Annotated in this window: 20 protein-coding genes; 14 read left to right on the forward strand and 6 right to left on the reverse strand. The window is 73.6% G+C overall.

The annotated features are described in order from the left end of the window. Positions 1–14 precede the first annotated feature (14 nt). Both DC008_RS28060 and DC008_RS28065 read right to left on the reverse strand, forming a co-directional pair. The gene (locus DC008_RS28060) at positions 15–401 is read right to left on the reverse strand and encodes a guanyl-specific ribonuclease (RefSeq protein WP_108709344.1); all 387 of its coding nucleotides are present in this window, start codon (positions 399–401) and stop codon (positions 15–17) included. Positions 402–508: 107 nt separating this feature from the next. Then, positions 509–709, reverse strand: coding sequence for a hypothetical protein (locus tag DC008_RS28065; RefSeq protein ID WP_108709345.1), 201 nt, complete (start codon positions 707–709; stop codon positions 509–511). Positions 710–877: 168 nt separating this feature from the next. On the opposite strand from DC008_RS28065, the gene DC008_RS28070 reads away from it, so the two are divergent. Continuing rightward, positions 878–2,131: a sensor histidine kinase gene (locus tag DC008_RS28070; protein WP_374207387.1), complete on the forward strand. Its 1,254-nt coding sequence runs from the start codon at positions 878–880 to the stop codon at positions 2,129–2,131. A 70-nt stretch (positions 2,132–2,201) separates the two neighbouring features. Beyond that, positions 2,202–2,882: a response regulator transcription factor gene (locus DC008_RS28075; RefSeq protein ID WP_108709347.1), complete on the forward strand. Its 681-nt coding sequence runs from the start codon at positions 2,202–2,204 to the stop codon at positions 2,880–2,882. A 9-nt stretch (positions 2,883–2,891) separates the two neighbouring features. On the opposite strand, the gene DC008_RS28080 is transcribed toward DC008_RS28075, so the two are convergent. Next, complete coding sequence (locus tag DC008_RS28080) at positions 2,892–3,914, reverse strand: Gfo/Idh/MocA family protein (RefSeq protein ID WP_108709348.1); 1,023 nt, start codon at positions 3,912–3,914, stop codon at positions 2,892–2,894. A gap of 129 nt (positions 3,915–4,043) precedes the next feature. Between DC008_RS28080 and DC008_RS28085 the strand changes: the two genes are divergently transcribed. The 5 genes from DC008_RS28085 to DC008_RS28105 all read left to right on the forward strand — a co-directional run bounded on the left by DC008_RS28085 (position 4,044) and on the right by DC008_RS28105 (position 11,713). Continuing rightward, positions 4,044–4,781, forward strand: a complete 738-nt coding sequence (locus DC008_RS28085) for a GntR family transcriptional regulator (protein WP_208646133.1) — start codon at positions 4,044–4,046, stop codon at positions 4,779–4,781. Positions 4,782–4,949: 168 nt separating this feature from the next. Further along, complete coding sequence (locus DC008_RS28090) at positions 4,950–6,098, forward strand: ROK family glucokinase (RefSeq protein WP_055619448.1); 1,149 nt, start codon at positions 4,950–4,952, stop codon at positions 6,096–6,098. Continuing rightward, positions 6,095–6,676: a sugar kinase gene (locus DC008_RS28095; protein WP_108709350.1), complete on the forward strand. Its 582-nt coding sequence runs from the start codon at positions 6,095–6,097 to the stop codon at positions 6,674–6,676. The genes DC008_RS28090 and DC008_RS28095 overlap by 4 nt, the downstream gene beginning before the upstream one ends. 112 nt (positions 6,677–6,788) lie before the next feature. After that, on the forward strand, positions 6,789–9,605 hold the full coding sequence (locus DC008_RS28100; protein ID WP_108709351.1) for a DEAD/DEAH box helicase: 2,817 nt from the start codon (positions 6,789–6,791) through the stop codon (positions 9,603–9,605). Next, complete coding sequence (locus DC008_RS28105; RefSeq protein ID WP_108709352.1) at positions 9,602–11,713, forward strand: SWIM zinc finger family protein; 2,112 nt, start codon at positions 9,602–9,604, stop codon at positions 11,711–11,713. Before DC008_RS28100 ends, DC008_RS28105 begins: the two co-directional genes overlap by 4 nt. Here the strand turns inward: DC008_RS28105 and DC008_RS28110 are convergent. Together DC008_RS28110 and ppdK are read right to left on the reverse strand one after the other, a co-directional pair. Further along, on the reverse strand, positions 11,685–12,134 hold the full coding sequence (locus DC008_RS28110) for a CBS domain-containing protein (protein WP_341867303.1): 450 nt from the start codon (positions 12,132–12,134) through the stop codon (positions 11,685–11,687). The two genes, DC008_RS28105 and DC008_RS28110, sit on opposite strands and share 29 nt — an antisense overlap. Before the next feature lie 217 nt (positions 12,135–12,351). After that, positions 12,352–15,051: a pyruvate, phosphate dikinase gene (gene ppdK, locus DC008_RS28115; RefSeq protein ID WP_108709353.1), complete on the reverse strand. Its 2,700-nt coding sequence runs from the start codon at positions 15,049–15,051 to the stop codon at positions 12,352–12,354. 275 nt (positions 15,052–15,326) lie between these two features. On the opposite strand from ppdK, the gene DC008_RS28120 reads away from it, so the two are divergent. From DC008_RS28120 to DC008_RS28140, 6 genes are all read left to right on the forward strand, one after another. After that, positions 15,327–16,244, forward strand: coding sequence for a universal stress protein (locus DC008_RS28120; protein WP_108710894.1), 918 nt, complete (start codon positions 15,327–15,329; stop codon positions 16,242–16,244). A 158-nt stretch (positions 16,245–16,402) separates the two neighbouring features. Beyond that, a complete protein-coding gene (locus DC008_RS36495; RefSeq protein ID WP_425276554.1) occupies positions 16,403–16,540 on the forward strand; it encodes a hypothetical protein in 138 nt (45 codons plus the stop codon). 109 nt (positions 16,541–16,649) lie between these two features. Beyond that, entirely contained in the window at positions 16,650–16,817 is a 168-nt protein-coding gene (locus DC008_RS35530) for a hypothetical protein (RefSeq protein ID WP_164492389.1), read from the forward strand. A gap of 37 nt (positions 16,818–16,854) precedes the next feature. Further along, positions 16,855–17,433 (forward strand): DUF1360 domain-containing protein, encoded by a 579-nt coding sequence (locus DC008_RS28130; protein ID WP_108709354.1) that lies wholly within the window; start codon positions 16,855–16,857, stop codon positions 17,431–17,433. 423 nt (positions 17,434–17,856) lie between these two features. Continuing rightward, entirely contained in the window at positions 17,857–18,345 is a 489-nt protein-coding gene (locus tag DC008_RS28135; RefSeq protein WP_164492390.1) for a GNAT family N-acetyltransferase, read from the forward strand. A 184-nt stretch (positions 18,346–18,529) separates the two neighbouring features. Beyond that, positions 18,530–19,933 (forward strand): DEAD/DEAH box helicase, encoded by a 1,404-nt coding sequence (locus tag DC008_RS28140; protein ID WP_108709356.1) that lies wholly within the window; start codon positions 18,530–18,532, stop codon positions 19,931–19,933. A gap of 57 nt (positions 19,934–19,990) precedes the next feature. On the opposite strand, the gene DC008_RS28145 is transcribed toward DC008_RS28140, so the two are convergent. After that, positions 19,991–21,676: a ribonuclease J gene (locus tag DC008_RS28145; protein WP_108709357.1), complete on the reverse strand. Its 1,686-nt coding sequence runs from the start codon at positions 21,674–21,676 to the stop codon at positions 19,991–19,993. A 135-nt stretch (positions 21,677–21,811) separates the two neighbouring features. Here DC008_RS28145 and pcaDC point away from each other — a divergent pair, with 135 nt between their 5' ends. Next, entirely contained in the window at positions 21,812–23,116 is a 1,305-nt protein-coding gene (pcaDC, locus tag DC008_RS28150; protein ID WP_108709358.1) for a bifunctional 3-oxoadipate enol-lactonase/4-carboxymuconolactone decarboxylase PcaDC, read from the forward strand. The last annotated feature ends 14 nt before the right edge of the window (positions 23,117–23,130 follow it).

The following is a 23,130-nucleotide window of genomic DNA, read 5'->3' on the forward strand; positions in this document are numbered from 1 at the left end:
CTTGCCGTCAGGCGTCAGCAGCCGTGGTCGATCAGGTCGAAGGACGCGTAGTGGTCGGCCGTGTAGTAGTCCTCCTGCGGCTCCTCACCGGTGACGATGCGCCGCGCGCCCCGGGTGTCGGAGCCCGGCGTGATCACCGTGTACTCGTGGTAGTAGCCGGTCGACTGGCTCGGCAGGATGCCTTCCCGGTTCTGGAAGACGGTGCCGTCCTGTTCGAAGGGGAAGGGGCCACCCTGTTCGATGAGGTCCAGGGTGTCGTGGGCCTGCGAGGGCAGGGCGCTCTGGCAGATGCTCCCGACCGCCGCCGCCGCGGGAGTGGCGGACACCGTGCCGCCCACGAGGAGGGCGGACAGCAGCGCCGCCGCGGAGCCGATGCGTGTGAGGTGTGGGGGGAATCTCATGGCCGTATGATGACGCGCGTAGAAGATGGCATGTCAACGTCAACCTCGCGGTTCTCCGCCGGATGTCCCCTCAATTTTCACGCCGTTGCCATCGGCGCGCGAGGCGGTCAGCCGGACTCCCGGCCCTCCGCCACCGCGAACAGCGCGATCGCCAGCACCACCAGGGCCACACTCGCGTAGATCTCGTAACCGTCGAGGAACCCGACGCGCTGCACCAGACCCCAGTGCCAGTCGGTGAACTCGTGGACCAGACCCATGACGCCCTGGACGAGACAGATGAACCCCAGGAACTCCAGCAACTGCTTCATGCCCCGACTCTCGCCGCCCGGGCAGCCCGCGCCCATCGGCCACCGGGCGCGGACGGGACGGCCGAAGTCGACGGTCCGGGCGGTCCGATGCCACCAAAGTCTGCGGTGCCGCGACTTTGGTCGGTGATGCCCTCGCCGAAGCCCGGCGGGACCGTGCGCTGCGTAGATTTGTCGACCGTGAACCCCGATACGCAACAGCCCGCACCGCAGCTCCTCGTGGGGCGGCGCTGGCTGCTGCCCTCCGCCCTGGCGAAGGAGTTCGACCTCGACCCCGAACGCCCCGGCCGGCCCCGGCGCACGGCCCGCGACTGGGTGGTCGACTTCGGCTGCTTCCTGCTGGCCGTGTTCCTCGGCCTGGTCACCGCGGACACCGTGGCACGGGAGGACATCCCGAGCGGCCTCGCCGCCGCCGACCAGCTGATCGGCGCCCTGGCCTGCGCCGCCGTATGGCTCCGGCGCCGCTGGCCGCTCGGGCTCGCCATCGCGATGGTCCCCGTGTGCTTCGTGTCGAACACCGCGGGCGGCGCCGGCATCGTCGCCCTGTTCACCCTCGCCGTGCACCGGCCCTTCCGGTACGTGGCCTGGGTCGCCGGCGCGTCGGTGGCGCTGAGCCCGCTGTACTTCTGGCTGCGCCCCGACCCCGACCTGCCGTTCGCCCCGGCCGTCATCCTGGTCGTGGTCCTCACGGGTGCCGTCGTCGGCTGGGGCATGTTCGTCCGGTCCAAGCGGCAGCTCATGGTGAGCCTGCGCGACCGTGCGCGGCGCGCCGAGACGGAGGCCCGGCTGCGCGCCGAGCAGGCGCAGCGCCTGGCCCGCGAGGCCATCGCCCGCGAGATGCACGACGTCCTCGCGCACCGGCTGACCCTGCTCAGCGTGCACGCGGGCGCGCTGGAGTTCCGCCCGGACGCACCCCGCGACGAGATCCAGCGGGCGGCCGGCGTCATCCGGGAGAGCGCCCACGAAGCACTGCAGGACCTGCGCGAGATCATCGGCGTCCTGCGGGCCGGCGAGTCCGACGACTCCGGGCGGCCCCAGCCGACGCTCGCCGCGTTGGAAGGCCTGGTCGCCGAGTGCCGCGAGGCCGGTATGAAGGTCACCCTCGACCAGCGCGTGCCCGACCGGGCCGCCGTACCGGCCTCCGTGGGCCGCACCGCCTACCGCATCGTCCAGGAGGGGCTGACGAACGCCCGCAAGCACGCCCCGGGCACCGAGGTCACGGTGACGGTCACCGGCGCGCCCGGCGAGGGCCTGACGGTGGCGGTGCGCAACGGGGCGCCCCAGGGGGAGGTGCCGCCCGTGCCCGGCTCCGGCCAGGGACTCATCGGGCTGCGCGAGCGTGCGACGCTGGCGGGCGGGCGGCTCGAGCACGGGCCCGCCGCCGACGGGGGGTTCGGCATCCGGGCCTGGCTGCCGTGGGGGTGAACCCGGGTGTCCCGGACCTCCGGGACCGGCCCGCTCCCGCGCACCGGACGACCGTGATTACGTGAGGGCCATGACTGCCATCAGACTGCTTCTCGTCGACGACGACCCGCTGGTCCGGGCCGGGCTGTCCCTCATGCTGGGCGGCGCCGACGACATCGAGATCGTCGGCGAGGCCGCCGACGGCGCAGACGTCGGACCGCTGGCCGACCGCACCCGGCCCGACGTCGTCCTGATGGACATCCGTATGCCCGGCGTCGACGGCCTCACCGCCACGGAACGGCTGCGCGCCCGGCAGGACCCGCCGCAGGTCGTGCTGCTGACCACGTTCCACGCCGACGAGCAGGTGCTGCGCGCCCTGCGCGCCGGGGCCGCCGGGTTCGTGCTGAAGGACACCCCGCCCGCCGAGATCGTCGACGCGGTGCGCAGGGTGGCCGCCGGTGACCCCGTCCTGTCGCCCACCGTGACCCGGCAGCTGATGGACCACGCCGCCGGTACGGCAGCCGACACCCGCCGCGCCCACGCGCGCGAGCGGCTGACCGCCCTCAACGACCGTGAGCGCGAGGTCGCCGTCGCCGTCGGCCGGGGCCTGTCCAACGCCGAGATCGCCGGGGAGCTGTACATGAGCGTCGCGACCGTGAAGACCCACGTGTCCCGCGTCCTGGCCAAGCTGGACCTCAACAACCGGGTGCAGATCGCGCTGCTGGTGTACGACGCGGGACTCCTGGAGGAGGTCGACGGCGTCAACGACTAGAGGGGTGTCTCACAGGGCCGCGGTCGTCGTTCCGCCCGGGAGTTCGCCGAGGGCCACCGGTCTTCGGTCGCGCCGGGACAGCTCGCACGCCTCGGAGATCCGCAGCGCCTGCAGCGCCTCCCGCCCGTCGCAGGGGTTGGCCCGCTCGCCGCGCACGACCTCGACGAAGGCGTTCAGCTCGGCCTCGTAGGCCGGGCCGAACCGCTCCAGGAACCCGGTCCACGGCTTGTCCGCGGCGGGCGGCCCGGTCGGCTCGGTGGACGCGATCGGCGTACGGTCGTCCAGGCCGACCACGACCTGGTCCAGCTCGCCGGCCAGCTCCATGCGCACGTCGTACCCGGCGCCGTTCAGCCGGGTCGCCGTGGCCGTGGCCAGGGTGCCGTCCTCCAGCGTCAGCACCGCCGCCGCCGTGTCCACGTCGCCCGCCTCGCGGAACATCGCGGGCCCGGCGTCCGAACCGGCCGCGTACACGTCCACGACCTCCCGCCCGGTCACCCAGCGCAGCATGTCGAAGTCGTGGATCAGCGTGTCCCGGTAGAGCCCGCCCGACAGCGGCAGCCACGCGGCGGGCGGCGGCGCCTGGTCGCTGGTGAGGGCCCGCACGGTGTGCAGCCGCCCCAGCCGGCCGGACCGCACCGCCTCCCGCGCCCCGGCGTACCCGGCGTCGAACCGGCGCTGGAACCCCATCTGCAGAATCGTCCCGGCCGTCTCCACCTCGGCGATGGCCTGCAGCGTCCCCGGCAGATCGAGCGCGATCGGCTTCTCGCAGAACACCGGCAGACCCGACCGGGCCGCTCGCCCGATCAGCTCGGCGTGCGCGGAGGTCGCCGTGGTGATCACCACCGCGTCCACACCCCACCGGAAGATCTCGTCCATGCCCGGCGCCGCCGTCTCGCCGAGCCGGTGGGCCAGCTCCTGGGCGCGTGACGGATTCGCGTCCGTGAGGATCAGCGACCCGACGTCACGATGGCGACTGAGCGTGTTCGCGTGGATGGTGCCGATGCGGCCCGTCCCGATGACCCCGATGCGCATGGAAACAAAGTGCGGGTTCGGTGTGGACGCTGTCAATGACAATGTCCGGACAATCGAACTACACAACTTCCCGTCAATGGGCCGTAGAGCTACAGTCGGGCCGTGCCGAAACCAGAAGTGGACCCGACCGTGGAACTCGAGCTGAGCGTGGACCGGAGCAGTCCGGTGCCCCTGTACTTCCAGCTGTCGCAGCAGCTCGAGGCCGCCATCGAGCACGGAGCGCTCACGCCCGGCAGCCTGCTCGGCAACGAGATCGAACTCGCCGCGCGCCTCGGTCTGTCCCGTCCCACCGTCCGCCAGGCCATCCAGTCCCTGGTCGACAAGGGGCTGCTGGTGCGCCGCCGCGGCGTCGGCACCCAGGTCGTGCACAGTCAGGTCAAGCGCCCGCTGGAGCTCAGCAGCCTCTACGACGACCTGGAGTCGGCGGGGCAGCGTCCCGCGACCAGCGTCCTCGTCAACACCATGGTCCCCGCGTCCGCCGAGGTCGCCGCCGCCCTGGGGGTCCCCGAGGGCGGCGATGTGCACCGGATCGAACGGCTGCGCCTCGCGCACGGCGAACCGATGGCCCACCTGTGCAACTTCCTGCCGCCCGGCCTGCTGGACCTGGACACCGAGCAACTGGAGGCCACCGGCCTGTACCGGCTGATGCGCGCCGCCGGGATCACCCTGCACAGCGCCCGGCAGACCATCGGGGCCCGCGCCGCCACCGCCGCCGAGGCCGACCGCCTTGCCGAGAAGGAGGGCGCCCCGCTCCTCACGATGCAGCGGGTGACGTTCGACGACACCGGCCGCGCGATCGAGTACGGCACCCACACCTACCGGCCGAGCCGCTACTCGTTCGAGTTCCAGCTCCTCGTACGGTCCTGACCGGACCGGCCGGTACGTAGCAATGTCAGGACAAATGGGCGGCCGCTTCGAGTGCGCCGGCGCCCGCCTCCCGCTGCACATTCCCGCCCGATCCCGGCCACTCGCGGCAACCGTCCCATTGTTCCCCCGCTCGGCACCCCGAGTGAGCGTGCGGCAGAATCGGGCCTGATGAGCACCTACCGCGACTTCACCGCACCGATCGGCTCCCGCCGGGCTCCCGTTCTGCGAACGGTCGGCTCCAGAGAGCGCCGCTCGCATCTGTCGGCTCCCCGCGTGCCCACCGTGGGCATCGACATCGGCGGCACCAAGGTGATGGCGGGCGTCGTGGACGCGGACGGCAACATCCTGGAGAAGCTCCGCACGGAGACGCCGGACAAGTCCAAGAGCCCGAAGGTCGTCGAGGACACGATCGTGGAGCTGGTCCTGGACCTCTCCGACCGCCACGACGTGCACGCCGTCGGCATCGGCGCGGCCGGCTGGGTCGACGCCGACCGCAACCGCGTCCTGTTCGCCCCCCATCTGTCGTGGCGCAACGAACCGCTGCGCGACCGTCTCGCGGGCCGCCTCGCCGTGCCCGTCCTGGTCGACAACGACGCCAACTCCGCCGCCTGGGCCGAGTGGCGCTTCGGCGCCGGACGCGGCGAGGACCACCTCGTCATGATCACCCTCGGCACCGGCATCGGCGGCGCGATCCTGGAGGACGGGCAGGTCAAGCGCGGCAAGTACGGCGTCGCCGGAGAGTTCGGCCATATGCAGGTCGTGCCCGGCGGCCACCGCTGCCCCTGCGGCAACCGCGGCTGCTGGGAGCAGTACAGCTCGGGCAACGCGCTCGTCCGCGAGGCCCGCGAGCTGGCCGCCGCCGACTCCCCGGTGGCGTACGGGATCATCGAGCACGTCAAGGGCCAGATCTCCGACATCACCGGCCCGATGATCACCGAGCTCGCCCGCGAGGGCGACGCCATGTGCATCGAACTGCTCCAGGACATCGGCCAGTGGCTCGGCGTCGGCATCGCCAACCTGGCCGCCGCCCTCGACCCCTCCTGCTTCGTCATCGGAGGCGGTGTCTCCGCCGCCGACGACCTGCTCATCGGCCCCGCGCGCGACGCCTTCAAACGCCAGCTCACCGGCCGCGGCTACCGCCCCGAGGCCCGTATCGCCCGCGCCCAGCTCGGCCCCGAGGCCGGCATGGTCGGTGCCGCCGACCTGGCCCGCCTGGTCGCCCGGCGCTTCCGCCGCGCCAACCGGCGCCGCGTCGAGCGCTACGAGCGGTACGCGCGCTTCACGGAGTCCCGCCGGACCTCGCAGGGGTCGGCGTGACCGTGTCCGTACCCCGTCAGGCCGACTCCCCGGACGAGCCGAAGCAGCCCACCGAGGACCGCCGCCACCGCAACCGCCGCCGCGCGCTCACGCTGCTCATCATCGTGCTGCTCATCGGCGTCCCCGCCGGCTACCTGGTCATCTCCGCCAACCAGAGCCGGGACAGCGGCAAGGACAAGGAGGCCAAGTACTCGGCGACCGGCCTCACCGCGGGCTGGCCCGCCCGTGTCCAGCGCCACATCTACAAGGTCACCATCCCGGTCCCGTCGTACAAGGTCGCCTACTACGAGACCAACAACTGGAAGACGAGCCGGCTCTACGTCCAGTTCGAGACCGTCCCCGCCGGACTCGACTCGTATCTGAAGACGATGGGGCTCGACCGGGGCGACCTGCAGCGGGACGACTTCACCATCAGCGCCCGCGACCAGAAGATCACCGGCTGGAAGTTCACCGGCGAAGGCCCCTGGTACGGCGTCGTCGACAAGCGGAAGAACCCGGCACCCACCCACGACATCGTGGTGAACCTCGCCGATCCGCAGAAGCCCTTCGTGTTCGTCGTCGCCCGCACCGTCCCGTAGCCCGCGGACACGGCCCGGAGGCGCCCGCCCCGGGGCCGGGGCCGATTGTCAGACCCCGCCCGTAGAGTCGGAGACAGTCGGTCCGACGTCGGGGAGGGAGGTGACAGGACGTATGAGCAGCGCACCCGCGACGGCCGCGAGCACGGACGAGGGCGTGCCGCCCGTCAGGCTCGCCGCCGTGTTCCTGCCCGCGCCGCTCCCGCGTGAGGGCCGGATCGCGTTCTGGGACCCGCGGGGCGGCCCCCTGCCCTCCCCGGACGGCGAGCTCACGGTCGTACGGCCGCACGGATCCACGGTCCGCCGCCGCACCACCCCGTCGCTGACCCTGCCCCTCACCGAGGCGCTGCCCCTGCTCGTCCGAGCCCGGCACGACCCGGCCGCCCACCCCGCCACCGCCTGCTGGGGCGCCGCCGCCCTGCACGCCCTGCGGCTCACCGCGCGCGGCCGCCTCCTCCCCGGTCTGACCCCCACCGGCCACGACGCCTGGCGGGCCGGTCCCCTCGACCCCGACGACATCACCCACCTGCGGGCGATCGCCGCCGCCCTGCCCCCCGAAGGGCACGCCGTCCCGCTGCCTGGGCCGGGCCCGCTGCGGCTGCCCGACCCCGAGGCGCTTCTGCGGTCCTTCCTGGACGCCGTCGCCGACACCCTGCCCCGCACCCCGGCCGCTCCCTACGCCGCCGGCCGCCCCTTCGCCGCGCGCGAGGCCCAGCCCCTGCCCACCGCGCAGGCCTGGGCGGCCGAGGTCGCCGCCGGCATGGACGCGGGCGTGCGCATCTCGCTGCGCCTCGACCTGTCGGCGCACACCCTCTTCGACGACGGGGGCGGCTCACGCAACGCGGGCGCCGCGATCGTCCAGGTGCACAGCCTCGCCGACCCCACCCTCGTGGCCGACGCCGCCGCCCTGTGGTCCGGCGAGGCGGACACCGCCTTCGGGCCCCGCGCCCGCGTCGACGCCGCGCTCGCCGTCCGGCGCGCCGCCCGCGTGTGGCCGCCGCTCGACCGCCTGGCCGAGCAGGACGCGCCCGACGTCCTCGCCCTGTCCGACGAGGAGCTGGGCGACCTCCTCGGCGTCGCGGCGACCCGCCTCGCCGCAGCCGGCGTCGCAGTGCACTGGCCGCGCGACCTCGCCCAGGACCTCAGCGCCGCCGCCGTCGTACGGCCCGCCCCCGGCTCCGCCACCGACGGCACCGGCTTCTTCGAGAGCGAGGCACTGCTCCAGTTCCGCTGGCAGCTTGCCATCGGCGGCGACCCGCTCACCGAGGCCGAGATGGACGCGCTCGCCGAGGCGCACCGCCCGGTCGTCCGGCTCCGCGACCAGTGGGTGCTCGTCGACCCGGCCCTCGTCCGCAAGGCCCGCAAACGCGAACTCGGGCTCCTCGACCCGGTCGACGCCCTGTCCGTCGCCCTCACCGGCACCGCCGAGGTCGACGGCGAGACCGTGGAGGCCGTACCGGTCGGCGCCCTCGCGGCCCTGCGCGACCGCCTCACCGCCGGGATCCGCCCGGCCGAGCCCCCGCCCGGACTACGGGCCACCCTGCGCGACTACCAACTGCGCGGCCTGGCCTGGCTGGACCTCATGACCTCGCTCGGACTCGGCGGCTGCCTCGCCGACGACATGGGCCTCGGCAAGACGATCACCGTCATCGCCCTGCACCTCAAGCGCGCCCGCCCCGCACCCACCCTGGTCGTGTGCCCGGCCTCTCTGCTCGGCAACTGGCAGCGGGAGATCAACCGGTTCGCCCCCGGCGTCCCCGTCCGCCGCTTCCACGGCCCCGACCGCACCCTGGACGACCTCGACGGCGGCTTCGTCCTCACCACCTACGGCACCATGCGCTCGGCCGCGCCCACACTCGCCGCCGCCGACTGGGGCATGGTCGTCGCCGACGAGGCCCAGCACGTCAAGAACCCCTACTCGGCGACCGCGAAGGCGCTGCGCACCATCCCGACACCGGCACGCGTCGCCCTGACCGGCACCCCCGTCGAGAACAACCTCTCCGAGCTGTGGGCCCTGCTCGACTGGACGACCCCGGGCCTGCTCGGCCCCCTGAAGTCCTTCCGCGCCCGCCACGCGCGCGCCGTGGAGAACGGCGAGGACGAGGAGGCCGTCGAGCGGTTGGCCCGCCTGGTCCGGCCGTTCCTGCTGCGCCGCAGGAAGTCCGACCCCGGGATCGTCCCCGAGCTGCCGCCCAAGACGGAGACGGACCACCCGGTGCCGCTCACCCGCGAACAGGCCGCGCTGTACGAGGCGGTGGTGCGCGAGTCGCTGATCGCCATCGAGACCGCCGAGGGCATGGCCCGCCGGGGCCTGGTGCTCAAGCTGCTGACGTCGCTGAAGCAGATCTGCGACCACCCCGCGCTCTACCTGAAGGAGGACCCGTCGGGCGAGCGCCTCGCTTTCCGCTCCGGGAAGCTGGCACTCCTGGACGAGCTGCTCGACACCCTGCTCGCGGAGGACGGCTCGGCGCTGGTCTTCACACAGTACGTAGGGATGGGCCGGCTGATCACCTCCCACCTCGCCTCCCGGGCCGTCCCGGTGGAGATGCTCCACGGCGGCACCCCGGTCCCGGAGCGGGAACGGATGGTGGACCGCTTCCAGAGCGGCGCGACCCCGGTCCTCGTGCTCTCCCTCAAGGCGGCCGGCACCGGGCTGAACCTGACCCGCGCGGGCCACGTCGTCCACTTCGACCGCTGGTGGAACCCCGCGGTCGAGGAGCAGGCCACCGACCGCGCCTACCGCATCGGCCAGACCCAGCCGGTCCAGGTCCACCGCCTCATCACCGAGGGCACCATCGAGGACCGCATCGCCGACATGCTCGCCTCCAAGCGGGCCCTGGCCGACGCGATCCTCGGCACCGGCGAGTCCGCCCTCACGGAACTGACGGACCGTGAGCTGACCGACCTGGTGTCGCTGAGGAGGGAGTCATGACGGGGGGCGACGAACGCGCTCAGAGCCCCGCCGACGCGGCCCGGGAGGCGCTGCGGGCCGCCCGGGAGAGGCGTGAGGCGGAGCGGGAGGCGGGTGCCGACGGCGAGGTGTCCGGCGGAGGGTCCGCGCGGGCCGAGGTCCGGCCGGGGGACGCGGCTCGTGCGGCGCTTCGGCGGGCTGCGGCGGCGTCGGGTACGGATGCGGATACGGGTCCGGAACGCCGTGCCGACGCCGGGTCCGGTTCCGATGCCGGTGAAGGTGCGACGGCCGGCCCCAGCCCGGCGCGGCGGGCCGCCGAGGGGGCCAGGGAGGCGTTGCGCGCTGCCCTGGAGGAGCGGCGGCGGGCAGCGGAGGAGGCCGCTCGGGAGGGTCGGGACGCAGCACGTCGGCCCCGGCGTGCGGCGCCCGGTGGGGCGGCGGGGGAGCGGACGGGCGGGGGAGAGGCCCAGGACACCGCAGCCCAGCGTGCCCGCGAGGTCAGACGCCTGGTGGCGGGCGCTTTTCGGATGCCGTCCTGGGACGAGGGGGACGACGCCGAGCGCCGCGACGATCCGGACCGCGCCGACCGTGCCGGCCGTGCCGACGACACGGACGACACCGGCGACACCGGCCGCACCGGCCGTGCCGACAGCGCTGGACGTGCCGACGGTGCCGACCGTGTCGGCCGTTCCGGCCGTGCCGCCCGCCCCGTCGACGCCCACGACTTGGGGTCCGCACCGGCCCCGGCGTCCCGCACCGACTTCACGATCCGGGCTGCCGACGACGCGCCCCCGGCCGAGCCGTCCCGTACCCCCACGCCCGCCCCCGACCTCGCCCCGGCCGCAACCCCCCAAGTGCCCCGTTCCATGGCAGCCCCCGGCCGGGACGGCGAACTGCGGCGTACGTTCCCGGCGTTCGCGCCGCGTCCGACGGACGACGCCGGGTTCGCCGAGACATGGTGGGGCAACGCCTGGGTGGCGGCTCTGGAGGAGGGCGCCCTGGACGCCAAGCGCCTGGCCCGGGGCCGCGGTTACGCACAGGAGGGACATGTCGACGCCATCACGGTGACACCGGGGCTGGTGCTGGCGTACGTACGCGGCAGCCGCCCGAGGCCGTACCGCGTGCAGGTGCGGCTGCGGACGCTCGGCGACGACGACTGGGCGCGGTTCCTGGACGCCGTGACCGAACGCCCGGCGCATATCGCGGCGCTGCTCGACAAGGAGATGCCGCAGTCCCTCGCCGAGGGGGACGTGCCGCTGCTGCCGGGCCCGGGCGACCTCGACCCCCGGTGCAGCTGTCCCGACCGGGGGCACCCCTGCAAGCACGCGGCGGCGCTCTGCTATCAGACGGCACGTCTGCTGGACGCCGACCCGTTCGTGCTGTTCCTGCTGCGCGGCCGGGGCGAGCGCGAGCTGCTCGACGCCCTGTCCCGGCGCAACGCCGCGCGCGCGGCCCGTGCTGCGCAGGAGCGGGAACCGGCGCCCCTGGCGGGCGTACGCGCCACCGAGGCGCTGTCCCCGGAGCGCCGGCTCGCGCCGTTGCCGCCGCCCTTGCCCGCCGTGCCGCACCCCGAGCAGCCTCCGGTGTATCCGGCGGCGCCGGGCGGTCCGGACCCGTTCGCGCTGGACCAGCTGGCCACCGACGCGGCGGCCCGGGCGCACACCCTGCTGCAGTCCGGCCGGGACCCGGTCGGCGGGCTGACGCTCTGGCAGGACGCCGTGCGGCTCGCCGCCGCCCGCCCCGGTTCCGGCCTCACCGCCAACAGCCGTGCGCTGTACGCCTCGCTCGCCTCGGCCGCCGGCCGTACGACGGCGGACCTCGCCCGGGCCGTCGCCGCCTGGCGCCAGGGGGGCCTGGAGGGGCTGGCCGTCCTCGAGGAACCCTGGGACCCGCCGGCGGGCCGCTTCGACCGGGCCCGGCCACTGCTCCTGGCCGCCGACCTGCCCGCGTTCCGGCCCTGGCGCAACCGCCTCACCCACCCGCGTGGACACGTCCAGCTCCGCCTGGGCCGGGACGGCGTCTGGTACCCGTACGAGTCCGAGCCGGGCCGGGACGACTGGTGGCCCCGGGGGACACCCGACCTGGACCCGGTCGGCGCCCTCACGGGACTCGGCGCCGCCCAGGACTGACGCCGGGCCCGGCCTCGGTCGTCAGGCCGGTCAAGTCGGTCAGGCCGGTCAGGCCGGTCAGGTGGTTCACCACGCCCACCACGCCGTCGACGCGCCACACCGACCGGACGGCGAGGGCGACGGCGTCCCGGTCCGCGAGCCGGCCCGCCAGCGTGACCACGCCGTCCCGGACCGACACGACGGTCACGGCGCACGGTCCCGTAGGGGACAGCACGCGCGGCAGCACGGCGTCCGTCACCTCGCGGCGGATCTCGTCGTCCCTCCGCGGGAAGACCCGCAGCAGGACCCGGCGGGTGGCGACGCCGATCAGCCGGTCCTCCTCGTCCACCACGGGCAGCCGGTCGACACGGTGACGCTCCATCCCCCGCGCCGCCGCCGCGACGCGCTGCTCGGGATGCACCGTGACCGCGGGCGTCGACATCACCTCGGCGGCCGGGCAGCGTACTCACGTCCGGCCAGATCCGCCCGGGCCGCCACACCCACGACCTTCTTCTCGTCGTGGGCCGGCACGGGCAGACCGCCGATGCGATGCGGCTCCAGCAGACGCGCCGGTTCCCCGGCCGGCGTCTCGCGGCGCGCCTCGACGACCTCCCCCGGTCATCACCTCACCGACGATGCGGGTCATCATGCCGACTCCCTCACCGCGCACGGCCGTTCGGTTCGTGAGTCCCCTCCAGGGCCGCCCGTCCGGCCTCCAACCGGGCCACCGGTACGCGGAACGGGGAGCAGGAGACGTAGTCGAGGCCGGCCGTGTGGAAGAAGTGCACCGACTCGGGGTCCCCGCCGTGCTCGCCACAGACCCCGATCTTGAGATCGGGCCGGGCGGCGCGGCCCTCCGCGACCGCGATCCCGACCAGCCGGCCGACGCCCTCGCGGTCGATCGTCTCGAACGGGGACACCTTGAAGACGCCCTTGTCCAGATAGGCCGAGAAGAACGCCGCCTCGACGTCGTCCCTGGAGAACCCCCAGGTCGTCTGGGTGAGATCGTTCGTGCCGAACGAGAAGAACTCCGCCTCCTCGGCGATCCGGTCCGCCGTCAGCGCGGCCCGGGGCAGCTCGATCATCGTGCCGACGGGGCACTCCACGACGACGCCGGACTCCTCGGACACCTTCGCCAGCACTCGCCGTACCTCCTCGCCGACGAGCCGCAGTTCCTCGACCGTGTCGATCAGCGGCACCATGATCTCCGCGCGCGGATCACCACCGGCGCGCCTGCGCTCCACGACCGCTTCGGCGACCGCCCGCACCTGCATGGCGACCAGGCCGGGCGCGACCAGACCGAGACGCACCCCGCGCAGGCCGAGCATCGGGTTCTCCTCATGCATACGGTTCACGGCGTCCAGCAACTCCCGGTCGTGGGCGCTGGGTTCGGTGCCGCGGGCCTGTGCGGCGGCGAGGCGGACGGCGAGTTCCGTGCGGTCGGGAAGGAACTCGTGCAGCGGCGGATCGAGGAGCCGGATCGTGACGGGCAGGCCGTCCATCGCCTCCAGGATGCCGGTGAAGTCCTGGCGCTGCAGCGGCAGCAACCGGGCGAGCGCGCGGTCGCGTTCGGCGTCCGTACGGGCCAGGATCATTGCCTCGACCAGGGGCCGCCGCTCGCCGAGGAACATGTGCTCGGTGCGGCACAGCCCGATGCCCTCGGCGCCGAACCGGCGGGCACGGGCCGCGTCCTCGGGGGTGTCGGCGTTGGCACGCACGCCCAGTCGCCGTACACCGTCGGCCCGGTCCATGAAGCGGGCCACCGCGTCGACCAGTCCGGACGAGGGCCCCGACCGGTCACCGGTCTCGAAGTACCGCATGACGGCGGAGTCGACCAGCGGGGCCGCGCCCGCGTACACCGCTCCGGCGGAGCCGTCCACGGACAGGACCGTGCCCTCCTCGACGACCGTGCCGCCCACGGTGAAGCGACGGCGGCGCGGGTCGACGTCGATCCCCTCCGCCCCGCACACGCACACCTTGCCCATGCCCCGGGCGACCACGGCGGCATGGCTGGTCTTGCCGCCCCGGCTGGTCAGCACGGCCTGCGCGGCCACCATGCCCGGCAGGTCGTCGGGTGTCGTCTCCTGCCGGACCAGGACGACCCGCTCCCCGTCGGCGGCACGGCGGACCGCCTCGGCGGAGTCGAACACCGCGGCGCCGACCGCTGCACCCGGCGAGGCCGGGATGCCCCGCGCGAGCGGCTCGTCGACCCCCGAGGTGTCGAACCGGGGAAACATCAGCCGGGCCAGCCCCTCGCCGCCGACGCGCCGCAGCCCCTCGTCGGCGTCGATCAGCCCCTCGTCGACGAGTTCGGCGGCGATCGCGAACGCGGCCTCGGCGGTGCGTTTGCCGACCCGGGTCTGCAGCATCCACAGCCGCCCGCGTTCGATGGTGAACTCGATGTCGCACAGATCCCGGTAGTGCTCCTCCAACGCCCGCATATGCGCGCGCAGTTGTGCGTACGACGTCGGGTCCAGGCGTTCCAGCTCGGCCAGCGGGACGGTGTTGCGGATGCCGGCCACGACGTCCTCGCCCTGCGCGTTCGGCAGGTAGTCGCCGTACAGACCGGGCCGGCCGCTGGCCGGGTCGCGGGTGAAGGCGACGCCGCTGCCGGAGTCGGGGCCCAGATTGCCGAAGACCATCGTCTGCACGTTCACCGCGGTGCCCAGGTCGTCCGGGATGTGCTCGCGGCGCCGGTAGAGCCGGGCCCGTTCGACGTTCCAGGACGAGAAGACCGCGAGGACCGCCCGGCGCAGCTGCTCGGCGGGGAGCTGCGGGAAGTGGTCGCCGGTGTGCTGGTGGATCAGCTCCTTGTACGCCTCGACCAGCTCGGCGAGATCGCCCGCGTCCAGGCCGAGGTCGTCCGCCGCGCCCCGGTCCTGCTTGAGCCGGGTCATGACGTCCTCGAACAGCGCGCCGTCGACCCCCATGACCGTGCTGCCGAACATCTGCACGAGACGGCGGTAGGAGTCCCAGGCGAAGCGCTCGTTCCCGGAGGACTTGGCGAGCCCTTGGACGGACGCGTCGTTGAGGCCGACGTCGAGGATCGTCTCCATCATGCCGGGCATGGAGAAGCGCGCCCCGGAGCGGACCGACAGCAGCAGCGGGTCGTCGGGCTGGCCGAGCCGCCGCCCGGCGGCCTCCTCCAGCGCGGTCAGATGATCGGAGATCTCCCGGGACAGCCTGTCCGGCTCGGCACCGGTGGCGAGGAAGACCCGGCAGGCCTCGGTGGTCACGGTGAACCCGGGCGGCACCGGCAGCCCCATCCGGGTCATCTCGGCGAGGTTGGCGCCCTTCCCGCCGAGCAGCTCGGCCATGTCCCGGCCGCCCTCGGTGAACGCGTACACGTAACGGACCATGGCGGTGCTCTCCCTTCCGGTCACGCCCGCCCGGGCGCTCCCGGGACGGTCCCGACCGGTGCCGGGCCCCGGAGCGGGCCGCGCGGCGGCTCGGGCCGGTGTGCGGTACCCCTCCAGCGTCGGCCGGGAGACCGGGGTACGGCAGCCGCTGGACGTCCCCGGAGTGAGGCCGATCGGCCCCATGGCGCAACGCCCCGCCCCGCTCACGCGGGGGAAGGGCCCCTGACGCGCCCCGCCGGATGCCGGGGGCGGCCCGGCGGGTGACGCTGGTGGAGATGGGCGACGACGGCGAGGGAGTCATCGTGAGCGGTGCGAGCGGTGTCAGCGGTCTGGTGGTCGTGGGCGTGGACGGATCGGCGTCGAGTCTGGCCGCCGTCGAGGCCGCGGCGGCCGAGGCGCGGTTGCGCGAGGCCACGCTGAAGGTCGTCCACGCGTTCGTCTGGCCCGCCCTGCATGTGCCGCTGGGCCCGTCCCCACTGGGCCCGGACGACGGCGGGCTGCGCAACGAGGTGGAGACGATGGTCGCCCAGGCCGTCGAGCGGGCCCGGACGATCGCTCCGGGGATCGACGTCACCTCCTCCGTCGTGAGCGGCGAACCGCTGGCCACCCTGGAGGTCCAGTCGCGCTCCGCGGAGCTGGTGGTGGTCGGATCACGGGGGCTGGGCGGCTTCGTGGGCCTGCTGGTCGGCTCGACGGCCGTCCATCTCGCGGCGCACGGCCGGTGCCCGGTCATGGTCGTCCGCGAGGAGCCCGGATCCGACGGTCCCGTCGTCCTCGGCGTCGACGGCTCGCCCTCCGCCGAGGCGGCGACGGACTTCGCGTTCGCCGAGGCCGACCTGCGCAAGGCCCCGCTGCTGGCGCTGCATGCCTGGACCCCGTGGAACGCGCCGCTGCCCGCCCCGGACGAGGGTCCGTACGCCGCCGCGCCGGGCGCACTGGCGCAGGACGAGGAGCGGCTGGTGTCCGAGGCGATCGCCGGGCACCGGGAGCGCTTCCCGGACGTGCCCGTCACCACCAGGGCGGTACGGGGCCCGACGCGGGAGACCCTGATCGAGGCGAGCCGCTCAGCCCAGCTCCTCGTGGTCGGCGCGCGCGGCCGCGGCGGCTTCACCGGCCTCCTGCTCGGCTCGGTGAGCCAGGCGATGCTCCATCATGCGCACTGCCCGGTGGTGGTCGTACGCGGAGACGTGTGACGTCGGCACATTGCTGAACCTGCGTGGCCGCCGTCGCCCTGGCCGTCTCGCACCCCGTCGCGCGCAGCGAGCAAGGCCATCGCCCGCGCGGCCCGCGAGGTGTCGGCCATCTCGGCAACACCCCTGCGGTCTGCCGCGCCTCCCACATCAACCCGAGGGTGATCGAGCTCGACGAGGAGGGCGTGACCGTCGCCGAGGCGCTGCCCCACCTGGGCGACGAGGGCACCGACGGCCTGCCCGCCACCCACGGGCCGGTCGAACAGGCGGTGCTGCGCATGCTGCGGGCAGGTGTTTAGCCGGCACCGCTGAGGTTAGTCGGTCTGTCCCGCCGCCCGTCCGGACCGCCGCCGGAGACGGCGGCCATAGGACGGGCCGGCCAGACCCGCGAAGCGACAAGGGGCCGTGATGACCACTCCCGAAGAGAACCGCCCGAAGACCGGCACGACCGACGAGGTCCTCACCGTGAAGAGCGCCCCGGAGGCCGGCACCCCCGGCGCCGGCGCCACCGGACGCACGGTCAAGGAAGCCCTCGAGGAGGCGGGCGTGAGCCCCGAGGACTTCGAGGAGAAGTGACCGAGGGGTACTGCGGAAACAACGGAAACAGGAGCCCATGAACACGGCACACACGGCGGACCCGGCGGACAAGACGGTCCCGGCGGACGACGACCCTCCGACAGGACGCCTGCACGGACTCCTGCGGCGCACCCGGCGGGAGTACGCGGCGGGCCACGACCGCCCCCTCGGCGGCTACCTCGCGGCCATGGCGGGCTTCGCCGGCTACACGGCCGCCTGGGCCACCGCCGTACGCCTGCGCGGCCGGCCCCTGCCGGACCGCCCCGAACCGTGGGACGTGGCCCTCACCTCGATCGCCACGTTCCGGCTCAGCAGACTGCTGACCAAGGCATCGGTCACCAGCCCGCTTCGCGCCCCCTTCACCCGGTACGTCGCCCCGCAGGGCCCGGCCGAACTGCACGAGGAGGCCAAGCCGGAAGGCAGCCGCCACACCGCCGGCGAACTGGCCACCTGCCCGTTCTGCATGAGCGTCTGGGTCGCCTCTTCCCTGACCGCCGGCCAACTCCTCTGGCCCCGCGCCACCCGCACGGCCATGGGCGCCCTGGCGGCCCTGGCCGGCGCGGACGCCCTGCAACTGGCGTACGGCCGCCTGATCGACAGGACGACCGGCGACTGACCGCACGGACATCGCGCCTTCGTCGTGCTTGTACGGTGTCGACTTCGAGCAGAGGGACGCCGACATGACCGACGACAACGCCCGGGTGAGCCGGACGCGCCGCTGGCTCGTTGCGGCCTTCGCCGTGACCGCTGTCGCGGGGGCCGCGGCCACGGAAGTCCCGACCACCGGCACACCCGACCAGCCGGTGAGCGCGGGCGGGGTGGTTGAGCGCACCGAACCGGCACGGAGCCCGTCCCCGTCCTGCCACCCGCTCCCGGAGGGGGCCGAAGAAGCCGTCGCCGGTGCCCGACCCGGAGACGGGCAGTTCAAGGCCGTGGCTGCCGACTCCCTGCCGACGCGGGCAGCGGTGGCAAACGACCGTGACGTGGCCCATCGGGGCCCGCCGCGTGGCGGCACGCTCCGGTGCGAAATACTTTCCCGATGAGCGCACGCCATTCCCCGGTCAGCCGGCCGGTCATGATCCGGGGGGCCGTCGCGCGGGATGCCAAACGGCTCACGCGGCTGGTGCGTGGCTCAGGGGCCTACGAGGGCAAGTACGCGGCCGCGGTCGCGGGCTACCGCGTCGGTCCGGATTACATCGAGGCCCACCGCGCCTTTGTGGCCGTCGGCGCCGACCAGCAGGGAGAGCGGGTCCTCGGGTTCTACTCGCTCGTCCTCGATCCACCGGAGCTCGACCTGCTGTTCGTCGCCGACGAGGCGCAGGGACGGGGTATCGGACGGCTGCTCGTCGCGCACATGCAGACCGAGGCCCGTGCGGCCGGGCTCGACCGCGTCAAGGTCGTGTCGCATCGTCCCGCCGAGCACTTCTACCACCGTGTCGGCGCGGTGCGGACCGGGACCGCGTTCGCGAACCCGCCCGCCGTACCGTGGGACCGTCCCGAATTCGAGTTCCGCATCCCTGCGGAATGACGCGGTGTGCCGGTCGGCGAGGCACGGGCGATCGATGTCAGCGGCGCCAGGTCATGCCGTGTGTTAGTGTCAGGGGTTTGCGTGGTCGTCGCGGTGGGCGTTTCCGCCCGTTCCGTTCAGCTTCCGCGTGGGCTGTTGAAACCTGCCGGGCCTTCCTCGGTACGTTCCCTACGGAAGGCTGTTCATGAAGCACCCCCATGACTCCGGCATCGCTCACGGCAGTCCCGCCCAGCCCGGGGCGTCGACCCCAGCCGTCACTTTTGCCGGCCTGGAACTGCCGACCCAGGTGCTGCGGACACTCAGCGAACTCGGGGTGAGCGAACCCTTCCCGATCCAGGCCGCCACCCTGCCCGACGCCCTGCGGGGGCGCGACGTCCTGGGACGCGGGCGCACCGGATCGGGCAAGACGCTCGCCTTCGGCCTGCCGCTGCTGACCCGCATGGCGGGGCGGCGCGCCGAACCGAAGCAGCCCCTCGCTCTGATCCTCGTGCCCACCCGGGAGCTGGCCCAGCAGGTCACCCAGGCGCTGACGCCGTACGCCGAGGCACTGCGGCTGCGGGTCGCCACGGTCGTCGGCGGAATGTCGATCGGGCGGCAGATCGCCGCGCTGCGCGAGGGGGCCGAGGTGGTCGTCGCCACCCCAGGACGCCTGCACGACCTGATCGAGCGCAAAGCCTGCCGCCTGGGACGAGTGAAGATCACCGTGCTGGACGAGGCCGACCAGATGTGCGACCTGGGATTCCTGCCGCAGGTTTCCGACGCGCTCGACCAGGTGCACCCCGACGGTCAGCACATGCTCTTCTCGGCCACCCTCGACCGCGACGTCGATCAACTGGTCCAGCGCTACCTCCACGACCCCGTCGTCCACTCGGTCGACCCGGCCGCGGGCGCGGTCACGACGATGGAGCACCACGTCCTGGTCGTCCACGGCCCCGACCGCTACGCCGTCACCACGGAGATCGCCGCCCGCGACGGCCGCGTCCTGCTGTTCCTCGACACCAAGCACGCCGTCGACCAGCTCACCCGGCATCTGCGGGCCGGCGGGGTGCACGCCGGGGCCCTGCACAGCGGCAAGTCCCAGCCGCAGCGCACACGGACCCTGGCGCAGTTCAAGAACGGCCAGATCACCGTTCTGGTGGCGACCGACGTCGCGGCCCGTGGCCTGCACGTCGACGATCTCGACCTCGTGGTCAATGTCGACCCGCCCACCGACGCCAAGGACTATGTGCACCGGGCGGGCCGCACCGCCCGCGCCGGTGAGTCCGGCAGCGTGGTCACGCTCGTGCTGGGGAGTCAGCGCCGCGAGACGAGCCGCATGATGGCCGAGGCCGGCATCGAGCCGACCGTCACCAAGGTGCGCTCGGGCGAGGCGGAGCTGAGCCGGATCACCGGCGCCAAGGCTCCCTCCGGGATCCCGCTCGACGGCGGGCCCGCCGCCCCCCGGCCCAAGAACACCAACGCCCCCTTCCGCGGCCTCGGCACCAGCAAGGGCGCCTCCCGCGGGGCCGGCGGCAAGTCCCGGAAGACGGACGAGGCCCGCAAGCTCGCCGAAGCCCGCAGGGCCGCCCTCGTGCGCCGCAACGGCTGAGAGCCGTTCCCTGGTGCTACCTCACCCACCGGGCCGCCCGGCCGCGGCTCGGGCGGCTCAGGCGTCGATGATGACGGGGATGATGAGCGGCTTGCGGCGGTGGGTGCGGAACGCCCAGTTCGCCACGGCACGGGCGATCAGCTGTTCGAGCTGGCGCGCGTCCCCGACGCCTTCCTCGGCCGCGGTGGCCAGGGTCTTCTCGATGACGGGGATGACCGGCTCGAAGGTGCTGTCGTCGTGCACGAAGCCGCGGGCCAGGAAGTCGGGGGCCTCGGCGAGGGCGCCGGTGTCCGCATCGACGATCGCCACCACCGTCACGACGCCCTCCTCCGCGAGGGTGAGGCGGTCCTTGAGGGACGCCTCGGTGGCCCCGCCGACCTCCATGCCGTCCACGTAGACGTTGCCGGCGGGCACCTTGCCGGTGATGGACGCGCGCCCGTCGACGAGGTCGACGACGACGCCGTCCTCGGCGATGACGACCCGCTCGGGGTCGACACCGGTACGGATGGCGAGGTCGCCGTTGGCCCGCAGGTGGCGCCATTCGCCGTGCACCGGCATGACGTTGCGGGGCTTGACGATGTTGTAGCAGTAGACGAGTTCGCCGGCGCTGGCGTGCGCGGAGACGTGCACCTTGGCGTTGCCCTTGTGGACCACGTGCGCGCCCCACCGGGTGAGTCCGTTGATCACCCGGTAGATGGCGTTCTCGTTGCCGGGGATGAGGGAGCTGGCGAGCAGGACGGTGTCGCCCTTGCCGATGCGGATCATGTGATCGCGGTTGGCCATCCGCGACAGCGCGGCCATCGGTTCGCCCTGGGAGCCGGTGCACACCAGCGTGACCTTGTGGTCCGGGAGCTTCTCCAGCTCCTTCGTGCTCACCACCAGACCGGACGGAACCTTCAGATAGCCCAGGTCACGGGCGATGCCCATGTTCCGGACCATGGACCGGCCGACGAAGGCCACCTTGCGGCCGTGCTGGTGGGCCGCGTCCAGGACCTGCTGGATGCGGTGCACATGGCTGGCGAAGCTGGAGACGATGACCCGGCGCGGCGCGGTGCGCATCACCTGCTCGATCGCCGGGTTCAGCTCACGCTCGGAGGTGGTGAAGCCGGGTACTTCGGCGTTGGTGGAGTCGGTGAGGAACAGGTCCACGCCCTCCTCGCCGAGGCGGGCGAAGGCACGCAGATCGGTGATGCGGTCGTCGAGAGGGAACTGGTCCATCTTGAAGTCGCCCGTGTGCAGCACCATCCCGGCCTGAGTGCGGATCGCGACCGCGAGGCTGTCGGGGATGGAGTGGTTGACCGCCACGAACTCGCAGTCGAAGGGCCCGAAGCCGCGCCGGTCGCCCTCCCGCACCCGCACCGTGCGCGGCCGGATGCCGTGCTCCTTGAGCTTGGCCTCCAGGAACGCCAGCGTCAGCTTCGAGCCGACGACGGGGATGTCGCGCCGCTCGCGCAGCAGGTACGGCACACCGCCGATGTGGTCCTCGTGACCATGGGTGAGGACCACGGCGACGATGTCGTCCAGACGGTCCCGGATCGAGGTGAAGTCCGGCAGGATCACGTCCACGCCGGGCTGGGTCTCCTCGGGGAACAGGACGCCGCAGTCGACGACGAGCAGCTTGCCCGCGTGCTCGAAGACGGTCATGTTGCGGCCGATCTCACCCAGGCCGCCCAGGGCGACGACCCGCAGCCCTCCCTCGGGAAGAGGCGGTGCGGCTTTCAGCTCAGGGTGGGGATGACTCATACCCTGACGGTACCCGCAGAGCGGGACACGGTGATCCACCGCCTGTGCGATCTCCCCTGAGCAAGTGCCCGTGAGACCTGTGCAGTCGCAACCCCCGTCAGAGGGGCAGCCCCTATACGTGAGAGGGTCTGGGGCGTGAGTGAGACACCCCCGAACACCCTGCAATACCGCTTCGACGGGCCGGAAGAGGCCCCGGTCCTCATCCTGGGTCCCTCACTGGGCACCACCTGGCACATGTGGGACCGGCAGGTTCCCGAGCTGACCCAGCAGTGGCGGGTCTTCCGGTTCGACCTCCCCGGGCACGGGGGCGCCCCCGCCCACCCGGCCGGTTCGGTCACCGATCTCACCGAGCGGCTGCTCGCCACTCTCGACGGGCTGGGCGTGCAGCGCTTCGGCTACGCCGGGTGCGCGCTCGGCGGCGCCGTCGGCATCGAACTGGCCCTGCGGCACCCCGAGCGCGTCGCGTCGCTCGCCCTGATCGCCGCCTCCCCGCGCTTCGGCACCGCCGACGAGTTCCGGCAGCGCGGTGTGATCGTGCGGTCCAACGGCCTCGACCCGATCGCCCGCACCTCGCCGGACCGCTGGTTCACCTCCGGATTCGCCGCCGCGCAGCCCGCCATCACCGAGTGGGCCGTACAGATGGTCCGCACCACCGACCCCGGCTGCTACATCGCCGCCTGCGAGGCCCTCGCCTCCTTCGACGTACGGCCCCAGCTCGGCGGCGTCACCGTGCCGACCCTCGTCCTCGTCGGCTCCGACGACCAGGTCACCGGCCCCGCCGAGGCCCGCACCCTGGTCGCCGGGATACCCGACGCCCGGCTCGCGGTCGTCCCCGGCGCCTCCCACCTCGTGCCGGTCGAGCAGCCCGCCGCCGTCACCGACCTGCTGGTGCGGCACTTCTCCACCGCGTGGCAGCAGCCCGCCTACGACTCCACCACCGGCCACCTCGCCGTGGTCGCCGCCCCCGTCCGGCCGGCCCCGGTGGCGGCGCCCGCGCAGCCCGCGCCCATCGCCGAGATCGCCCCGGCCGCCGTCGCCCCGCCGCAGGGAGCGGGCCGCCCCGACCCGTACGACGCCGGGATCAAGGTCCGGCGCGAGGTCCTCGGCGACGCCCACGTCGACCGGACCCTCGCGCAGGCGGACGACTTCTCCGGCGACTTCCAGGAGCTCGTCACCCGGTACGCCTGGGGCGAGGTCTGGGACCGGTCCGGCCTCGACCGGCGCACCCGCAGCGCCGTCACCCTCACCGCGCTCGTCGCGGGCGGGCACCTCGACGAGCTGGCCGCCCACACCCGCGCGGCCCTGCGCAACGGCCTCACCCCCGCCGAGATCAAGGAGGTGCTGCTCCAGACGGCCGTCTACTGCGGTGTCCCGGCGGCGAACAGCGCCTTCAAGGTCGCCCAGCAGGTCATCCGCGAGGAGACCACCCCGGAGGGGTGAGCGCCCGCCATCCG

The sequence above is a fragment of the Streptomyces nigra genome, assembly GCF_003074055.1.
In the GTDB taxonomy this organism is placed as follows: Bacteria; Actinomycetota; Actinomycetes; order Streptomycetales; family Streptomycetaceae; genus Streptomyces; species Streptomyces nigra.

Excerpts from the sequence above, each read along its gene's own strand:
- DC008_RS28060 (WP_108709344.1), bottom strand. The coding sequence starts at position 401 with ATGAGATTCCCCCCACACCTCACACGCATCGGCTCCGCGGCGGCGCTG.
- DC008_RS28065 (WP_108709345.1), bottom strand. The coding sequence starts at position 709 with ATGAAGCAGTTGCTGGAGTTCCTGGGGTTCATCTGTCTCGTCCAGGGC.
- DC008_RS28075 (WP_108709347.1), top strand. The coding sequence starts at position 2,202 with ATGACTGCCATCAGACTGCTTCTCGTCGACGACGACCCGCTGGTCCGG.
- DC008_RS28080 (WP_108709348.1), bottom strand. The coding sequence starts at position 3,914 with ATGCGCATCGGGGTCATCGGGACGGGCCGCATCGGCACCATCCACGCG.
- DC008_RS28090 (WP_055619448.1), top strand. The coding sequence starts at position 4,950 with ATGAGCACCTACCGCGACTTCACCGCACCGATCGGCTCCCGCCGGGCT.
- DC008_RS28100 (WP_108709351.1), top strand. The coding sequence starts at position 6,789 with ATGAGCAGCGCACCCGCGACGGCCGCGAGCACGGACGAGGGCGTGCCG.
- DC008_RS28105 (WP_108709352.1), top strand. The coding sequence starts at position 9,602 with ATGACGGGGGGCGACGAACGCGCTCAGAGCCCCGCCGACGCGGCCCGG.
- DC008_RS28110 (WP_341867303.1), bottom strand. The coding sequence starts at position 12,134 with ATGTCGACGCCCGCGGTCACGGTGCATCCCGAGCAGCGCGTCGCGGCG.
- ppdK (WP_108709353.1), bottom strand. The coding sequence starts at position 15,051 with ATGGTCCGTTACGTGTACGCGTTCACCGAGGGCGGCCGGGACATGGCC.
- DC008_RS28120 (WP_108710894.1), top strand. The coding sequence starts at position 15,327 with ATGGGCGACGACGGCGAGGGAGTCATCGTGAGCGGTGCGAGCGGTGTC.
- DC008_RS35530 (WP_164492389.1), top strand. The coding sequence starts at position 16,650 with ATGACCACTCCCGAAGAGAACCGCCCGAAGACCGGCACGACCGACGAG.
- DC008_RS28130 (WP_108709354.1), top strand. The coding sequence starts at position 16,855 with ATGAACACGGCACACACGGCGGACCCGGCGGACAAGACGGTCCCGGCG.
- DC008_RS28135 (WP_164492390.1), top strand. The coding sequence starts at position 17,857 with ATGAGCGCACGCCATTCCCCGGTCAGCCGGCCGGTCATGATCCGGGGG.
- DC008_RS28140 (WP_108709356.1), top strand. The coding sequence starts at position 18,530 with ATGAAGCACCCCCATGACTCCGGCATCGCTCACGGCAGTCCCGCCCAG.
- DC008_RS28145 (WP_108709357.1), bottom strand. The coding sequence starts at position 21,676 with ATGAGTCATCCCCACCCTGAGCTGAAAGCCGCACCGCCTCTTCCCGAG.